Below are 16,862 nucleotides of genomic sequence, written 5' to 3'. Positions count from 1 at the left end.
CGTACGCCTTGAAGTCACCGAAGTACTTGGTGATCGCCGCCGTCAGCGTCGTCTTGCCGTGGTCAACGTGACCGATCGTGCCGATGTTGCAGTGCGGCTTGCCGCGTTCAAACTTTTCCTTACCCATAGGTAGGCTCCTTCTTCGTTTCGGATGGTGGGGCGCAGCCCCACCCTACGGTGGTGGGTAGGGCGGATTTACCCGGCGGGTTGCCCCGCCGATACCGCCACCCGGATTAGGCGTACTTGGACTGGATCTCGTCCGAGATGTTCTGCGGAACCGGATCGTAGTGGTCGAACTGCATCGTGAACTGCGCGCGGCCCGAGGACATGGAACGCAGGTTGTTGATGTAGCCGAACATGTTGGCCAGCGGCACGAAGGCGTTGATCGCAACGGCGTTGCCGCGCGGTTCCTGCCCCGACACCTGACCCCGACGCGACGTCAGGTCGCCGATGATCGAACCGGTGTATTCTTCCGGCGTGACGACCTCGACCTTCATCATCGGTTCCAGCAGCTTCGCGCCGGCCTTACGCAGACCTTCGCGCATGCACATCCGCGACGCGATTTCAAAGGCCAGAACCGAGGAGTCCACATCGTGGAACTTACCGTCGATCAGCATGACCTTGAAGTCGATCACCGGGAAGCCTGCCAGCGGACCGGAGTCCATGACCGACTTGATGCCCTTTTCGACACCCGGGATGTATTCCTTCGGAACCGACCCGCCGACGATCTTGGATTCGAACGAATACCCTTCGCCCGCTTCTGTCGGCGAAATGATCATCTTCACTTCGGCGAACTGACCCGAACCACCCGACTGTTTCTTGTGGGTGTAGGTGTGTTCGATCTCGTGACCGATGGTTTCGCGATAGGCCACCTGCGGCGCACCGATGTTCGCTTCGACCTTGAACTCACGCTTGAGACGATCGACCAGAATGTCGAGGTGAAGTTCGCCCATGCCCTTCATGATGGTCTGACCGGACTCGAGGTCGGTCTCGACGCGGAAGGACGGGTCTTCGGCGGCCAGACGGGCCAGACCCTGGGACATCTTCTCCTGGTCGTTCTTGGTCTTCGGCTCGACCGCGATCTCGATGACCGGATCGGGGAAAGTCATCGTTTCCAGCACAACCGGGGCGTTCTGCGCGCAGAGGGTGTCACCGGTGGTGGTCTCCTTGAGACCGGCCAGCGCGATGATGTCGCCTGCAAAGGCTTCTTCGATCTCTTCGCGGTTGTTCGAGTGCATCATCATCATACGACCGATGCGCTCTTTCTTGCCCTTGGTCGAGTTCAGGATCGAGTCACCCTTCTTCATCACGCCGGAATAGATCCGGGTGAAGGTCAGGGAGCCAACGAACGGGTCGTTCATGATCTTGAACGCCAGGCCCGAGAACGGCTCGGAATCGTCGGCGTGACGCTCGATGTTCCGGGTTTCCGTCTCATCGTCCGGCGAGAAGCCCATGTAGGCGGGAACGTCCAGCGGACCGGGCAGGAAGTCGACGACGGCGTTCAGCAGCGGCTGGACACCCTTGTTCTTGAAGGCCGAACCACCAAGAACCGGAACGAAGGACAGCGACAGCGTGCCCTTGCGGATCAGTTTCCGCAGGGTTTCGACGTCGGGCTCTTCGCCTTCCAGGTAGGCTTCCATCGCGTCGTCGTCTTGCTCGACGGCGTTCTCGATCAGGTGCGAACGCCACTCGTCGGCCACGTCCTTCAGATCGTCACGGATCGGACCGCGCACCCAGGAGGCGCCCAGGTCTTCGCCCTTCCAGACCCACTCTTCCATGGTGACCAGGTCGACGATGCCTTCCAGCTTGTCTTCCGCACCGATCGGGAAGTTGACCGGAACCGGGATCGCACCCGTGCGGTCCTTGATCATCTTCACGCAGTTGAAGAAGTCGGCACCGATCTTGTCCATCTTGTTGACGAACACGATGCGCGGAACCTTGTAGCGGTCAGCCTGACGCCACACGGTTTCGGTCTGCGGCTCGACACCGGCGTTACCGTCCAGCAGGCAGATCGCGCCGTCCAGAACGGCCAGCGAACGCTCGACTTCGATGGTGAAGTCGACGTGGCCGGGGGTGTCGATGATGTTGTAGCGGAACTTGGTGTCCGAGGTGCCTTCGGCGCTCGGATCTTCCTGCCACTGCCAGAACGTGGTGGTCGCAGCGGACGTGATCGTGATGCCGCGCTCCTGCTCCTGCTCCATCCAGTCCATGGTGGCGGCGCCATCGTGGACCTCACCGATCTTGTGCGACCGGCCGGTGTAGTAAAGGATCCGCTCCGTCGTCGTGGTCTTGCCGGCGTCGATGTGCGCCATGATCCCGAAGTTACGGTAGCGGGTAAGAGGGTATTCGCGGGCCATCTGTCAGGTCCTTGAGCTTTTGAAATTACCAGCGGTAATGGCTGAACGCTTTGTTTGCGTCGGCCATCTTGTGGGTGTCTTCGCGCTTCTTAACGGCGGAGCCACGCGACTGCACTGCGTCAATCAGTTCACCAGCAAGGCGCTCTTCCATGGTGTTCTCATTGCGGGCGCGGGCGGCGTTGATCAGCCAGCGGATCGCCAGGGCTTCGCGGCGCTCGGGGCGCACTTCGACGGGCACCTGGTAGGTGGCACCACCAACCCGGCGCGAGCGAACCTCGACGGAGGGTTTGATGTTGTCCAGCGCTTCGTGGAAGATTTCCACCGGCGCGCGCTTGACCTTGGCTTCGACGCGGTCAAGTGCGTTGTAGACGATGCTTTCGGCGGCGGACTTCTTGCCGTCGTACATCAGGTTGTTCATGAACTTGGTCAGGACGCGATCGCCATACTTGGCGTCGGGCAGGACTTCGCGTTTCTCAGCGGCGTGACGACGAGACATCTGTATATCCTCTTACTTGGGACGCTTCGCGCCGTACTTGGAGCGACGCTGCTTACGATCCTTGACGCCCTGGGTATCCAGAACACCGCGGAGGATGTGGTAACGAACACCGGGAAGGTCTTTTACACGACCGCCACGGATCAGGACCACCGAGTGCTCCTGAAGGTTGTGGCTTTCACCGGGGATGTAGCTGATCACCTCGTAGCCGTTGGTCAGACGCACCTTGGCCACTTTCCGCATGGCCGAATTCGGCTTCTTCGGAGTGGTGGTGTAGACGCGCGTGCAGACGCCGCGCTTCTGAGGGCATTGCTCGAGGTGCTGCGACTTCGAGCGCTTGACTTTGGGCTGCCGCGGCTTGCGGATCAGCTGTTGGATCGTGGGCATTCCGGTTATATCCCCGTGCTTCTCACAAATGTGCTGCACGGGCCTTCCCGTGCGGAGTTTCAGTTCGTGGCCTCACGCTGTGGTGCGGACCGGTTCATGGGCCATTCGCCAAATATTGATGGCAAACGACGAAAAAACCGCATCCGTTTCCGTACCGAGGACAACGACGCGGTGGTGTGGCTCAGAGGATCGGGGCGATAGTGGCCCAGATCATGACTACCTGGTTATGTAAGGGCGCGCGCTGCCATGGCAGGCGCGGATTAGCGGGGCGTATAGGGGGAGTCGGAAGCCTTGTCAACAGCGGGCGCCGGGGCATCGGCGGCGACCGGGCCAGCCCCTCTGGAAGTCGCCCGGGAAAACTTCTAACCCGGTCGAAACGGTCGGGTCCGCAGGCGGTAACCCGGATACTCGGGAAAGCGGTTCAGTGCTAGATATCCTTTCGATCACCGGCGTGATCTTTGTCCTGATCCTGACCGGTTACCTCACCGTCAGGCTCGGCGCTTTTGCGGCGTCGGACATGGTGGTGTTTGGCAAGTTCGTCGTCACCCTCGCCCTGCCCGCGCTGGTCCTGCGCGCCGTCACCTCGCGCCCACTGGCCGAGATCGCCAACCCAGGCTACTTGGGCGCCTTTCTGCTCGGGTCGCTGCTGGTCTTTGCGCTGGCCTACCTCTGGTCCCGCCAGCTGACCCATGCCGCGCCCGCCACCAGCACCTTCCGCGCCATGGGCATGTCCTGCGCCAACAGCGGTTTCGTGGGCTACCCGGTGATGCTCATGGCGCTGCCAGAGATCGCCGCCCCCGCGCTGGCCATGAACATGATCGTCGAGAACCTCGTCTTTATCCCCCTGACGCTCATCTGTGCCGAACATGCCCGCCGCGACGAAGGCTCCGCCGGACGCATCGCCCTGCGCATCGCCGGGCGCCTTGCCCGCACCCCGGTGATCATCGCGCTGTTCCTCGGGCTTGTGATCTCGGCCTCGGGCCTTGCCTTGCCCGGCATCCTTGCCCGCGCCATCGACATCACCGCCGCTTCCAGCGCCGCGCTCTCGCTGGTTGTGATCGGTGGCACGCTGGTCGGCCTGTCCGTGCACAGCGTGAACGCCCGCGTCCTCTTCGTCGCCATGGGCAAGCTGGTGCTGCATCCGCTGGCCGTGGCGCTCTCGCTGCTGATCATGGCGCTGCTGGGCTTCGCCGTCACCGATCCCGACCTTGCCGCAGCCGCCGTCATCATGGCCGCCATGCCGGTCATGGGCATCTACCCGATCCTTGCGCAGCGCTACGGCGAAGGGCAGGAGGCGGCGCTGACCATGTTCGTCATGACCATCCTCTCCTTTGTGACCATCACCGTGACCCTTGCCCTGACGCTGCCCTAGGGCCAAGCTGGCGGTCGGTTCCGCAAACGCCAAGGCCCGCCATGCAAGTCATCGGATTCTGCCGGTTTTCCTACCCCGCCCTTGGCGGCTTTCAGGTCGAACACGACAGCATCGCCGACCGTCTGGCCTATCTCTACGCGCCCGCCCGGATGGAGGAACGCTTCCGCCATTTCGAGGCCCTCTGCCTGCCCGGCCTCAAGGCCCAGACAGACCCCGATTTCATCCTCGCCATCCTCGTGGGAGAGGAAATGCCCGCCGAATATCTGGACCGCCTCGCCGCGCTGGTCGAGGATTTCCCGCAGGCGGCGATCATCGCACGTCCCCCCGGCCCGCACCGGCAGGTCTGTCAGGAGGTCATCAACAGCCTGCGGGACATGGCGCAGCCCTGCCTCGAATTCCGCCATGACGATGATGACGCCCTTTCGGTCCACTTCGTCGAACGGCTGCGGCAGGCGGCGGCGGACGTGGCCCCGCTGATCGCCCGGCACCGGCTGGTGGGGCTGGACTGGAACCGCGGCTATGTGGGCCGCCCCGATGCAAAAGGCATCTGCGCAGAGCTTCAGGTGACCCCCTACTGGGGTGTGGCGCAGGCCGTCGCAGTGCGCGCCGGAGCAAAACAGACCGTCATGAACTTTGCCCATAACAAGCTGAACCAGTTCATGCCCACCGTGACCTTCACCGATGAGGTCATGTACCTGCGCGGCCACAATGACCACAACGACTCGCGGCAGAAGAAGCACGTCAAACCGGTCTCCCTGCCCCGGCTGGACGCCGAGGCAGAGGCGGAATTGCGCAGGCTCTTCGCCATCGACGCGGACCATGTGCGCCGCCTTTTCAGCTGACCACGCCTGCCTCACGTCACAATCTCGCGCGTTGCGGTCCCGCGTGTTGGTCGGCCGCCGCAAACCTCTTATATTTCACAGCAGCCACAGCGCCGTTCCGCGCTGAGACCCGCTTTGCGACAAAGGATGACCCCGCATGACGCACCGTCCGTTCACCCGCCGCACCCTCCTCGCCACGGGCGGGGCCGTCCTTGCCACCGGCACCTCCGGCCTGCTGGTGCCCGCCCGCGCCAAGGGGGTCGAACCGACCCGCTCCATGCGGGGCGGGGCCAACAACTATCGTCCCGGCGCGCCCATCGTCGACCGGATCGGCGGCGGCGGCTTCTGGATGACGGGCACCGTGCGCCGCGCCGGGGATGGCGCGCCGCTGGCCGGTCAGCGCATTCAGATCTGGGCCCACACCACCGAAGGGCATGAACGCGACCCGCACAGCCACGGCGCCACGCTGACCGATGCGCAGGGGGTCTTTCGTCTGGAAATGCCGCAGATCGTTCCGGCCTTCGGGCAGCCGCACGGCCATCTGGCCTATGACAGCGCGGATTTCAAAACCGTCTTTCTGCGGCCCCTCATGTCCAGCGCCCGTGATACCAGCCTGGAGGCGCACTTTGTGCTGCAACCGGCCTGACCCAGCCGGACCCGGGCTGACATGCGCCGCCTCTCCGCGCCATTGATCTGGGCCGCGCTGGCCCTTGCGATTGCCGTCCCGGCAGGACTTGCCCTTGGCAGCCCACTGCTGGCCTGGCGCCAGCGCGTCTACATCATCGCCGGATTTGCCGGGGTGCTGGGGCTGTGCCTCATCCTTTTGCAACCGCTTCTGGCGGGGGGCAAACTGCCCGGCCTGCCGCTGCGGCGCGGGCGGCAGGTGCACCGCGTCACAGGGGCCCTTCTGGTGCTGGCCGTTGTGGTGCATGTGGCGGGCCTCTGGCTCACCAGCCCGCCGGACGTGGTGGACGCGCTCCTGTTCCGCTCGCCCACGCCCTTTTCCCCCTTCGGCGTGGTCGCCATGTGGGCGCTCTTTGGCGCGGCGCTGCTGGCCGCGCTCCGCCGTCGCCTGCGCCTGCCCTACCGCGCGTGGCGCAGCGCCCATACCACCTTGGCCGTCGTCATCGTGACCGGCACCGTTCTGCACGCCCTCCTGATCGAGGGCACGATGGAAACCCTGTCCAAGGCGGTGTTGTGCGGGCTGACAGCCTTGGCAACCGCTGGTGTCGTCGCGCAGGGTGTCCTGCGCAAGCCCCGATCTGGCGGGTGAAAGGCGCAGGCGCTGCCCCCGCCCGGTAATAAAGGACACGCGCGCGCCGTCCCGTGTTACGCTGCCGTACACCCCCCCCAGAAGCAGGACCCCGCCATGCGCATTTCGATCAATTCGGTCCCGCTGTTTTGCCTTCTGTTGACAGTCTTTCTTGCCGGCCCACTGCGCGCCGGAACAGACGAAAGGTTGAAAGCCGGCGCAGAACAGGCCTTGCCCGACGTTTTGCAGACGATCACCAGGCTGGTCGGCATCGACAGCGGCAGCGGCAATGCCAAGGGGTTGGCGGCGCTGGCCGACGTCCTTGACAAGGAACTGACATCGCGGGGGTTCGCAACCCAACGCTTTGCCTCGCCGGTGGATGTGATGGCCGATACGCTGGTCGGAACGCGCCGGGGTAGCGGCACGCAGAACGTGATGCTGATGATCCACATGGACACGGTCTATCTGCCCGGCATACTGGATACACAGCCGATCCGGCAGGACGGCAATCGCCTGTACGGGCCGGGAGCGGCGGATGCCAAAGGCGGGATCGCCCTGATCCTGCACAGCATCGACCTGCTGGATTCGGTTGGCTGGGAGGATTTCGATCGGCTGACCGTGCTATTCAATCCGGATGAAGAAACCGGCTCGGCGGGATCGGGGGCGCTGATTGCGCGGCTGGCCAGCGAACACGACACCGTGCTGATCTTTGAACCCGGCGGCCGCAAGGGGATCGGCGACTGGTTGCTGCTGGCCACAGCCGAATATGTCCAGGTCACGCTGGAGGTGACGGGCAGGGCATCCCATGCCGGGACGGCACCAGAGCGCGGCGCAAATGCCGCCATCGAACTGGCGCACCGCATCCTGCAGACCCGCGACATCGCAAAAGAGATCCCCGGCGCGCAACTCAACTGGACCAATCTCCTTGCCGACCAGGCCTATAACCAGATCCCCGCCCGGGCCGTCGCGCTTGCCGATGTGCGCATCACCCGGGACGGCGCGACCAAGGCGCTGGAGGCCGCGCTGCGCGCCGCTTTGGCACAGCCGCCGCTGGTGCCGGGTACACAGACCACGCTGACGTTGCAGTCGCTGCGTCCCGGCTATCGCGGCAGCGACCGGTCGCTTGAGATCGCGCAAATGGCACAGTCGATCCACCGCGAAATCGCCTTCAACCAGTTCCTGCTGCTGTCGAACATCAAGGGCGCGACGGACGCGGGATATGCCGGAATGTCCGGCAAGGCCGCGGTGCTCGAAGGTTTTGGCCCGTCGGGCGCGGGGTATCACGCCGCCGATGAATACATTGAGATCGATTCGATCCCCCGCAACCTCTATGTCGTGGCGCGCCTGCTGATCGAACTGGGCCTGCGCTGATCCGGGTGGCGCGCCCTTTCGGCGCCGGTCCTTGAGCCGCCTGTCTATGAACAAAGGGTAAAATCGCCCCTGTAACCCCTTGATCCTGCATTCCCCCTAAGCTGTCCACGCGTGGACACCCCTGATCCAGACACGAAAAAGCCCGCCTCCTTTCAGAGGGGGGCCTTCTCATTTTTCAGCGTGAGGCGCGATTATTCGCGGCTCTCCGGCGTGTCCACGATCAGGGTGTCGAACTCATCGCCGCCCACCACGTCGTTGCCGCCTTCCATCGCTTCCGGCGCGGCCAGCGCGGCGGCCGCTTCGGCCTCCTCGCGGCGAGCCTCGATCACCACATTGTCACGCTGCTGCGCGATGTGGCGGACCTGCTGGGTCGCGCCACCGGTGCCCGCCGGGATCAGGCGGCCCACGATGACGTTTTCCTTCAGGCCGACAAGCTTGTCTTTCTTGCCCTGAACAGAGGCTTCGGTCAGCACCCGTGTCGTCTCCTGGAAGGAGGCGGCAGAGATGAACGACCGCGTCTGCAGCGAGGCCTTGGTGATGCCTAGCAGGATCGGCTCGCCCTTGGCCGGACGCCCGCCCTTCGACTCGGCCTTTTCGTTGGCCTGATCGAACTCGACCTTGTCCACATGCTCGCCCTTGAGCAGCGTGGTATCGCCCGAGTCCTGGATCTCCCACTTCTGCAGCATCTGGCGCACGATGACCTCGACGTGCTTGTCGTTGATCTTCACGCCCTGCAGACGATAGACGTCCTGCACCTCGTCGATCATGTAGTTGGCCAGCGCCTCGATCCCCATGATCGCCAGAATGTCATGCGGCGCGGGGTTGCCGTCCATGATGTAGTCGCCCTTCTGGATGTAATCGCCCTCGGCAACCGGGATGTGCTTGCCTTTGGGGATCATGTATTCCTTGGGCTCAAGGCTTTCGTCCGTCGGTTCGATGCTGATCCGGCGCTTGTTCTTGTAGTCCTTGCCAAAGCGCACATAGCCGTCGATTTCCGCGATGATGGCGTGATCCTTGGGGCGACGTGCCTCAAAGAGTTCGGCCACACGCGGCAGACCACCGGTGATGTCCTTGGTCTTGGCGCCTTCACGCGGGATACGCGCCACAACGTCACCGGCCTTGACCTCCTGCCCGTCTTCACAGGACAGGATCGCGTCCACCGACATGGTGTACTTGATCGGGTTGCCCGCTTCGTTGCGCAGCGGCTCACCGTCGGCATCCATCAGGATGATCTCGGGCTTGAGCTCGTTGCCCTTTGGCGCGGCCCGCCAGTCGATCACGATCTTCTGGGTCATGCCGGTGGCATCGTCGGTTTCCTCACGCACGGCAACGCCGTTCACAAGGTCCACGTGCTTGGCGATACCGTCCTTCTCGGCGATGATCGGCAGGGTATAGGGGTCCCATTCGAACAGCTTGTCGCCGCGCTTGACCTCTTGGCCCTCGGTCACGAACAGCTTGGAGCCATACCCGACCTTGTGCGAGGAAATCTCTTCCCCCTGATCGCTCATGATCATGATCTGCATGTTGCGGTTCATGACGATCTGCTCACCGGCCGCGTTGTCGATGGTCGACGGGTTGGCGAAGGTGATCTTGCCGTTCTGGCTGGCTTCGAGGAAGGACCGCGACGAACCCTGCGCAACGCCGCCCATGTGGAAGGTCCGCATGGTCAGCTGTGTGCCCGGTTCACCGATGGACTGCGCCGCGATGATCCCGACGGCCTCGCCGGTGTTCACCTTGGTGCCGCGCGCAAGGTCACGCCCGTAGCAGGTGGCGCAGACGCCCTCTTCGGCCTCACAGGTCAGCGGCGAACGGATGCGCGCCGTCTGCAGGCCGGAGTCCTCGACGATGTCGGCCATGCGTTCGTCGATCAGCTCGCCTTCGCGGACCAGCATGTCGCCGCTCACCGGGTGCACCAGATCCTCTGCCGCAACACGGCCAAGGATCCGCTCGCCCAGCGTGGCCACAACCTCACCGTCGTTGATCGCCGCCTCTGCGGTGATCGCGCGATCGGTGCCGCAGTCATCCATGCGGATGATGCAGTCCTGCGCCACGTCCACCAGACGGCGGGTCAGGTAACCCGAGTTCGCCGTCTTCAGAGCCGTGTCCGACAGACCCTTACGGGCACCGTGGGTGGAGTTGAAGTACTCCAGAACGGTCAGGCCTTCTTTGAAGTTCGAGATGATCGGCGTTTCGATGATGTCGCCGTTCGGCTTTGCCATCAGGCCGCGCATGGCGCCCAGCTGTTTCATCTGCGTGACAGAGCCACGGGCCTTGGAGTGGGCCATCATGTAGACCGAGTTCGGCTCCATTTCGGCACCGTTCTCGTCTTCGCGCCGGGCGGAGATGGTGTTCATCATCGCCTCGGTGACCTTGTCGTTACACTTCGACCAGGCGTCCACGACCTTGTTGTACTTTTCGCCCTGGGTGATCAGTCCGTCCATGTACTGCTGTTCAAAGTCCTTCACCTGATCGCGCGTCTCATCGACCAGTTCCCATTTGTTGTCGGGAATGACCATGTCGTCCTTGCCGAACGAGATGCCCGCCTTGAAGGCCTCGACAAAGCCCAGACGCATGATCTGGTCACAGAAGATGACCGACTCTTTCTGACCGCAGTAACGGTAGACGGTGTCGATGACGGTCTGCACGTCACCCTTGCGCAGCAGGCGGTTGACCAGCTCGAAGGGAGCCTTGGCGTTCAGCGGCAGCAGGCCGCCCAGACGCACGCGGCCCGGCGTGGTTTCGACACGCGACCAGACTTCGTTACCCTCTTCGTCGATCTGCGGCATGCGGCAGGTGACCTTGGCGTGCAGGTGCACCTCACCGGAATCCAGCGCGTGCTGAACTTCCTCGGGCGAGGAGAAGACCATGCCTTCGCCTTTCATGCCATCGCGGGCGATGGTCACGTAGTAGAGGCCAAGGATCATGTCCTGCGACGGAACGATGATCGGGGCGCCGTTGGCGGGCGACAGAACGTTGTTCGTCGACATCATCAGGACGCGCGCTTCCAGCTGGGCCTCAAGGCTCAGCGGAACGTGCACGGCCATCTGGTCACCGTCAAAGTCGGCGTTGAAGGCCGAACAGACCAGCGGGTGCAGCTGGATGGCCTTACCTTCGATCAGCGTGGGTTCGAACGCCTGAATGCCCAGACGGTGCAGCGTGGGCGCGCGGTTCAGCAGCACCGGGTGCTCACGGATGACCTCGTCGAGGATGTCCCAGACTTCCGGGCGCTCTTTCTCGACCAGTTTCTTCGCCTGTTTCACGGTGCTGGACAGGCCCTTGGCCTCCAGCCGCGAATAGATGAACGGCTTGAACAGTTCGAGCGCCATCTTCTTGGGCAGGCCGCACTGGTGCAGCTTCAGCTCGGGGCCGGTCACGATAACCGAACGACCGGAGAAGTCGACGCGCTTACCCAGAAGGTTCTGACGGAAACGGCCCTGCTTGCCTTTCAGCATGTCGCTGAGCGACTTCAGCGGGCGCTTGTTGGCGCCGGTGATGACGCGGCCACGGCGGCCGTTGTCGAACAGGGCGTCGACTGATTCCTGCAGCATCCGCTTTTCGTTGCGGACGATGATGTCAGGCGCGCGCAGTTCGATCAGACGCTTCAGACGGTTGTTCCGGTTGATCACGCGGCGGTACAGGTCGTTCAGGTCAGAGGTCGCAAAGCGGCCACCGTCCAGCGGTACCAGCGGGCGCAGTTCCGGCGGGATGACCGGCACGACGGTCAGGATCATCCACTCAGGCCGGTTGCCCGACTCGAGGAAGGATTCCACAACCTTCAGACGCTTGATGATCTTCTTGGGCTTCAGCTCGCCGGTGGCTTCCTTGAGATCAGCGCGCAGGTTCTCTGCCTCTGCCTCAAGGTCGATGGCGGCCAGCATTTCGCGGATCGCCTCGGCGCCGATATTGGCCGAGAACGCGTCCGCGCCGTACTGGTCCTGCGCGTCGTTGAACTCTTCCTCGGTCATCATCTGGCCGTAGGTCAGGTCCGTCAGGCCGGGTTCGATCACCACGTAGTTTTCGAAATACAGCACGCGTTCCAGATCGCGCAGCGTCATGTCCAGCATCAGGCCGATACGCGAAGGCAGCGACTTGAGGAACCAGATATGGGCGCAGGGCGCGGCCAGTTCGATGTGGCCCATCCGCTCGCGGCGGACCTTTTGCAGTGTAACTTCGACGCCGCACTTTTCACAGACGACGCCGCGATACTTCATGCGCTTGTACTTGCCGCAGAGGCATTCGTAATCCTTGATCGGGCCAAAGATACGCGCGCAGAACAGGCCGTCACGCTCGGGCTTGAACGTGCGGTAGTTGATGGTTTCCGGCTTCTTGATCTCACCGAAGGACCACGAGAGGATCCGTTCCGGCGACGCCAGCGACACCTTGATCTCATCAAAGACCTTGGGCGGGGTCAGCGGGTTGAACGGGTTGTTGGTCAGTTCCTGGTTCATGTGTTCCTCACAAATTCAGAGGGATGCGGGGGAGCAACGGGTGGCAAGACGCCACCCGAAGGAGTGAAGGGCGCGAAGCCCTTACTCATCCTCCTCCGCGTCCAGGAGTTCCATGTTGAGGCCGAGGCCGCGCACTTCCTTGACGAGAACGTTGAACGATTCCGGCACGCCGGCTTCGAAGTTGTCCTCACCTTTGACGATCGACTCGTAGACCTTGGTCCGGCCTGCCACGTCGTCCGATTTCACCGTCAGCATTTCCTGCAGGGTGTAGGCGGCGCCGTAAGCTTCCAGAGCCCAGACCTCCATTTCCCCGAAACGCTGACCGCCGAACTGCGCCTTACCACCCAGCGGCTGCTGTGTGACGAGGCTGTACGGGCCGGTCGAACGGGCGTGGATCTTGTCGTCCACAAGGTGGTGCAGTTTCAGCAGGTATTTAACACCCACCGTAACCTTGCGGCTGAACTGCTCACCCGTGCGACCGTCGAACAGATCAGACTGGCCGCTCGTGTCGAAACCGGCACGCTTCAGCGCGTCGTCCACATCCGCTTCTTTCGCGCCGTCAAAGACCGGAGTCGCGATCGGGACACCGCGGGTCACGTTGCCCGCCATCTCGATCAGCTCGTCCTCTTCCACGTCGGCAAAGCCTTCGTTGTAGACCTCGTCGCCGTAGACGATCTTCAGCGCGTCACGCACAGGGGTCAGGTCGCCGGACCGCTTGTACTCCCGCAGAGCCTCATCCACCTGGATACCGAGGGCACGCGCCGCCCAGCCCATGTGGGTTTCGAGGATCTGACCAACGTTCATCCGCGACGGAACACCCAGCGGGTTCAGACAGAAGTCCACCGGCGTACCATCTGCAAGGAACGGCATGTCCTCTTCGGGCACCACGCGCGACACGACACCTTTGTTGCCGTGACGGCCGGCCATCTTGTCGCCCGGCTGCAGCTTGCGCTTCACCGCGATGAAGACCTTGACCATCTTCATCACGCCCGGGGGCAGATCGTCGCCGCGACGGACCTTTTCGACCTTGTCCTCGAAACGGGCGTCCAGCGCACGCTTCTGGATCTCGTACTGCTCGTGCAGGGCCTCGACGTGCTTGGCGTCCTCTTCTTCACCCAGAGCAAGCTGCCACCACTGACCACGGGTCAGGCTGTCCAGCAGGTCTTCGTTGATTTCCGAGTTCGGCTTGATGCCACGGGGGCCTTTCACCGCGGTCTTGCCAAGGATCATGGACTTCAGACGCGCGTAGATGTTGCGGTCGAGGATCGCCAACTCGTCATCGCGGTCACGCGCGAGGCTTTCGATCTCTTCCCGCTCGATCTGCAGGGCACGTTCGTCCTTTTCGACACCGTGACGGTTGAAGACACGCACTTCGACGACGGTACCGTAATCGCCCGGCTTGACCCGCAGCGAGGTATCGCGCACGTCCGACGCCTTTTCACCGAAGATGGCGCGCAGAAGCTTTTCTTCCGGCGTCATCGGGCTTTCGCCCTTGGGTGTAATCTTGCCCACAAGGATATCGCCCGGCTCAACATCTGCACCGATGTAGACGATGCCCGCTTCGTCGAGGTTGCGCAGGGCTTCCTCGCCGACGTTCGGGATGTCGCGGGTGATTTCTTCCGGCCCAAGCTTGGTGTCGCGCGCGGCCACTTCGAATTCCTCGATGTGGACGGAGGTGAACACGTCATCCTTGGCGATCCGCTCGGAGATCAGGATCGAGTCCTCGTAGTTGTAACCGTTCCACGGCATGAACGCGACGATCACGTTCTTGCCCAGAGCCAGTTCACCCAGATCGGTCGACGGACCGTCTGCGATGACCTCGCCCTTGCGGACCGTGTCGCCCACCTTCACCAGAGGCTTCTGGTTGATACACGTGTTCTGGTTCGAACGCTGGAACTTGCGCATGCGGTAGATGTCGACGCCCGCGTCACCCAGTTCCAGATCTTCGGTTGCCCGGATCACGATCCGCTGCGCGTCGACCTGGTCGATGATGCCGGCACGCTTGGCCATGACGGCCGCGCCGGAGTCACGCGCAACGACCTCTTCGATGCCAGTGCCGATCAGCGGCGCCTCGGCCCGCAGAGTCGGAACCGCCTGACGCTGCATGTTCGAACCCATCAGGGCGCGGTTGGCGTCGTCGTTTTCAAGGAACGGAATCAGCGAGGCTGCAACCGACACCAGCTGTTTCGGCGACACGTCGATCAGGTCTACGTTTTCCGAAGGCGACAGGGTGTAGTCGCCGGATTTCCGGGTCGACACCAGATCGTTCTTGAACCGGCCATCGTCGTCCAGCTGAGCGTTGGCCTGCGCCACGGTGTGACGCATTTCCTCGGTCGCGGACATGTAGTGCACCTCGTCGGTGACCACGCGATCCTTGACCACCCGGTAAGGCGTCTCGATGAAGCCGTACTTGTTCACGCGGGCAAAGGTGGCCAGCGAGTTGATCAGACCGATGTTCGGGCCTTCGGGCGTTTCAATCGGGCACATCCGACCATAGTGGGTCGGGTGCACGTCGCGCACCTCAAAGCCTGCACGCTCACGCGTCAGACCGCCCGGTCCAAGCGCCGAAAGACGACGCTTGTGCGTCACTTCGGACAGCGGGTTGGTCTGGTCCATGAACTGCGACAGCTGCGACGAACCGAAGAATTCGCGTACGGCGGCAGCGGCCGGTTTCGCGTTGATCAGGTCCTGCGGCATGACGGTGTCGATTTCGACCGACGACATGCGTTCCTTGATCGCGCGCTCCATCCGCAGCAGGCCGACGCGGTACTGGTTTTCCATCAGCTCGCCGACGGACCGCACGCGGCGGTTGCCGAGGTGGTCGATGTCGTCGATGTCACCCTTGCCGTCGCGCAGATCGACCAGCGCCTTGATGCACTGAACGATATCTTCGCGATCCAGCGTGCGCTGGGTATCCGGCTTGTCCAGAGCGAGGCGCATGTTCATCTTCACACGGCCAACGGCGGACAGGTCATACCGTTCGCTGTCAAAGAACAGCGTGTCGAACAGCGCGCTTGCCGCTTCGACGGTGGGCGGCTCACCCGGACGCATGACGCGATAGATGTCCATCAGCGCCGTGTTGCGGTCGAGGTTCTTGTCAGCCGCCATGGTGTTGCGCATGTACGGACCGACGTTGATGTTGTCGATGTCCAGAACCGGGATCTCGGTGACGCCGGCGTCGATCAGCTCCTTGAGGGTGCCGCCGGTCACTTCGCCGTCCTTGTCGACGGTCCAGGTCAGCTCGTCCCCGGCCTCGACGTAGATCGCACCGGTTTCCTCATTGATGATGTCCTTGGACACGAACTTGCCGATGATGTGCTCAAAGGGCACCAGCAGGTTGCTCACCTTGCCTTCGTCGATCAGCTTCTTGACCGCGCGCGGTGTCACCTTCTTGGTGGCTTCGGCGATCACTTCGCCGCTGTCCGCGTCGACCAGATCAAAGGTCGGCCGGGTGCCGCGCACACGTTCGGGGAAGAACTTGGTCGACCAGCCTTCGCCACGGCGATATTCGAAATTCACCGTGTCGTAATAGGCATCCATGATGGATTCCTGATCAAGACCCAGCGCGTAAAGCAGCGTGGTCACCGGCAGCTTGCGGCGACGGTCGATGCGCGCAAACACGATGTCCTTGGCGTCGAACTCAAAGTCCAGCCACGAGCCGCGGTACGGAATGATCCGGCAGGCAAACAGCAGCTTGCCCGAGGAATGCGTCTTGCCCTTGTCGTGGTCAAAGAACACGCCCGGCGAACGGTGCATCTGGGAGACGATGACCCGCTCCGTACCGTTGACGATAAAGGTGCCGTTGGGCGTCATCAGGGGCATGTCGCCCATGAAAACGTCCTGTTCCTTGATGTCCTTGACCGACTTGGCGCCTGTGTCCTCATCGATATCGAACACGATCAGGCGCAGGGTGACCTTCAGCGGCGCGCTGTAGGTCATGTCGCGCTGCATGCACTCCTCGACGTCGTACTTCGGCTTTTCCAGCTCGTAGTCGACGAATTCGAGAACGGCGCTTTCGTTGAAATCCTTAATCGGGAAAACCGACTGGAAAACGCCCTTGATGCCCTCACCGTCCATCGGTTGCGACTGGTCGCCGCTGTCGAGGAACAGTTTGTAGCTGGATTTCTGAACCTCGATGAGGTTCGGCATTTCAAGAACTTCACGGATTTTGCCGTAATAGCGACGAAGGCGTTTCTGACCGAGGAAACTTTGCGCCATGAGTGGACACACCCTTTCGATTTCTCTGCCCGCGCGGGCGACCTGTCGGGGGCCACAGGAACCAGCGCGTCAGTGATGGCAGCTGATCGGATCCATTCTCGGCCCGCGTCCCACCGCGGGCCTCTCGATCCGGCTCTCCCTGC

General features: G+C 62.7%; 11 protein-coding genes. 5 read left to right on the top strand and 6 right to left on the bottom strand.

The features are described from left to right. From ACTXGA_RS23775 to rpsL, 4 genes are all read right to left on the bottom strand, one after another. Positions 1-127: GTP-binding protein (locus ACTXGA_RS23775; RefSeq protein ID WP_255253612.1), on the bottom strand; the 127-nt coding region annotated here is incomplete at its 3' end. 106 nt (positions 128-233) lie between these two features. Beyond that, positions 234-2,357, bottom strand: a complete 2,124-nt coding sequence (gene fusA / locus ACTXGA_RS23770; protein ID WP_443397201.1) for an elongation factor G — start codon at positions 2,355-2,357, stop codon at positions 234-236. A gap of 25 nt (positions 2,358-2,382) precedes the next feature. Continuing rightward, a complete protein-coding gene (gene rpsG / locus ACTXGA_RS23765; RefSeq protein WP_443397200.1) occupies positions 2,383-2,853 on the bottom strand; it encodes a 30S ribosomal protein S7 in 471 nt (156 codons plus the stop codon). 12 nt (positions 2,854-2,865) lie between these two features. Beyond that, positions 2,866-3,237 (bottom strand): 30S ribosomal protein S12, encoded by a 372-nt coding sequence (gene rpsL / locus ACTXGA_RS23760; protein ID WP_005862801.1) that lies wholly within the window; start codon positions 3,235-3,237, stop codon positions 2,866-2,868. A 424-nt stretch (positions 3,238-3,661) separates the two neighbouring features. Between rpsL and ACTXGA_RS23755 the strand changes: the two genes are divergently transcribed. The 5 genes from ACTXGA_RS23755 to ACTXGA_RS23735 all read left to right on the top strand — a co-directional run bounded on the left by ACTXGA_RS23755 (position 3,662) and on the right by ACTXGA_RS23735 (position 8,053). Then, positions 3,662-4,609, top strand: a complete 948-nt coding sequence (locus ACTXGA_RS23755; protein ID WP_443397199.1) for an AEC family transporter — start codon at positions 3,662-3,664, stop codon at positions 4,607-4,609. A 41-nt stretch (positions 4,610-4,650) separates the two neighbouring features. Beyond that, the gene (locus tag ACTXGA_RS23750) at positions 4,651-5,451 is read left to right on the top strand and encodes a putative rhamnosyl transferase (protein ID WP_443397198.1); all 801 of its coding nucleotides are present in this window, start codon (positions 4,651-4,653) and stop codon (positions 5,449-5,451) included. A 136-nt stretch (positions 5,452-5,587) separates the two neighbouring features. Next, on the top strand, positions 5,588-6,076 hold the full coding sequence (locus ACTXGA_RS23745; protein WP_443397197.1) for a peptidase associated/transthyretin-like domain-containing protein: 489 nt from the start codon (positions 5,588-5,590) through the stop codon (positions 6,074-6,076). A 21-nt stretch (positions 6,077-6,097) separates the two neighbouring features. Continuing rightward, positions 6,098-6,703: a ferric reductase-like transmembrane domain-containing protein gene (locus ACTXGA_RS23740; RefSeq protein ID WP_443397196.1), complete on the top strand. Its 606-nt coding sequence runs from the start codon at positions 6,098-6,100 to the stop codon at positions 6,701-6,703. A gap of 96 nt (positions 6,704-6,799) precedes the next feature. Beyond that, positions 6,800-8,053, top strand: a complete 1,254-nt coding sequence (locus tag ACTXGA_RS23735; protein WP_443397195.1) for a glutamate carboxypeptidase — start codon at positions 6,800-6,802, stop codon at positions 8,051-8,053. Between the two features lie 191 nt (positions 8,054-8,244). On the opposite strand, the gene rpoC is transcribed toward ACTXGA_RS23735, so the two are convergent. Continuing rightward, positions 8,245-12,501: a DNA-directed RNA polymerase subunit beta' gene (gene rpoC, locus ACTXGA_RS23730; RefSeq protein WP_443397194.1), complete on the bottom strand. Its 4,257-nt coding sequence runs from the start codon at positions 12,499-12,501 to the stop codon at positions 8,245-8,247. Between the two features lie 81 nt (positions 12,502-12,582). Beyond that, on the bottom strand, positions 12,583-16,719 hold the full coding sequence (gene rpoB, locus ACTXGA_RS23725) for a DNA-directed RNA polymerase subunit beta (RefSeq protein WP_443397193.1): 4,137 nt from the start codon (positions 16,717-16,719) through the stop codon (positions 12,583-12,585). Positions 16,720-16,862: the final 143 nt, after the last annotated feature.

Source organism: Antarctobacter jejuensis (genome assembly GCF_052266595.1).
Classification (GTDB): Bacteria; Pseudomonadota; Alphaproteobacteria; order Rhodobacterales; family Rhodobacteraceae; genus Antarctobacter; species Antarctobacter jejuensis.
Note: the sequence above shows the minus strand (reverse complement) of the source record. Positions and strands in the feature narration are given on the sequence as shown.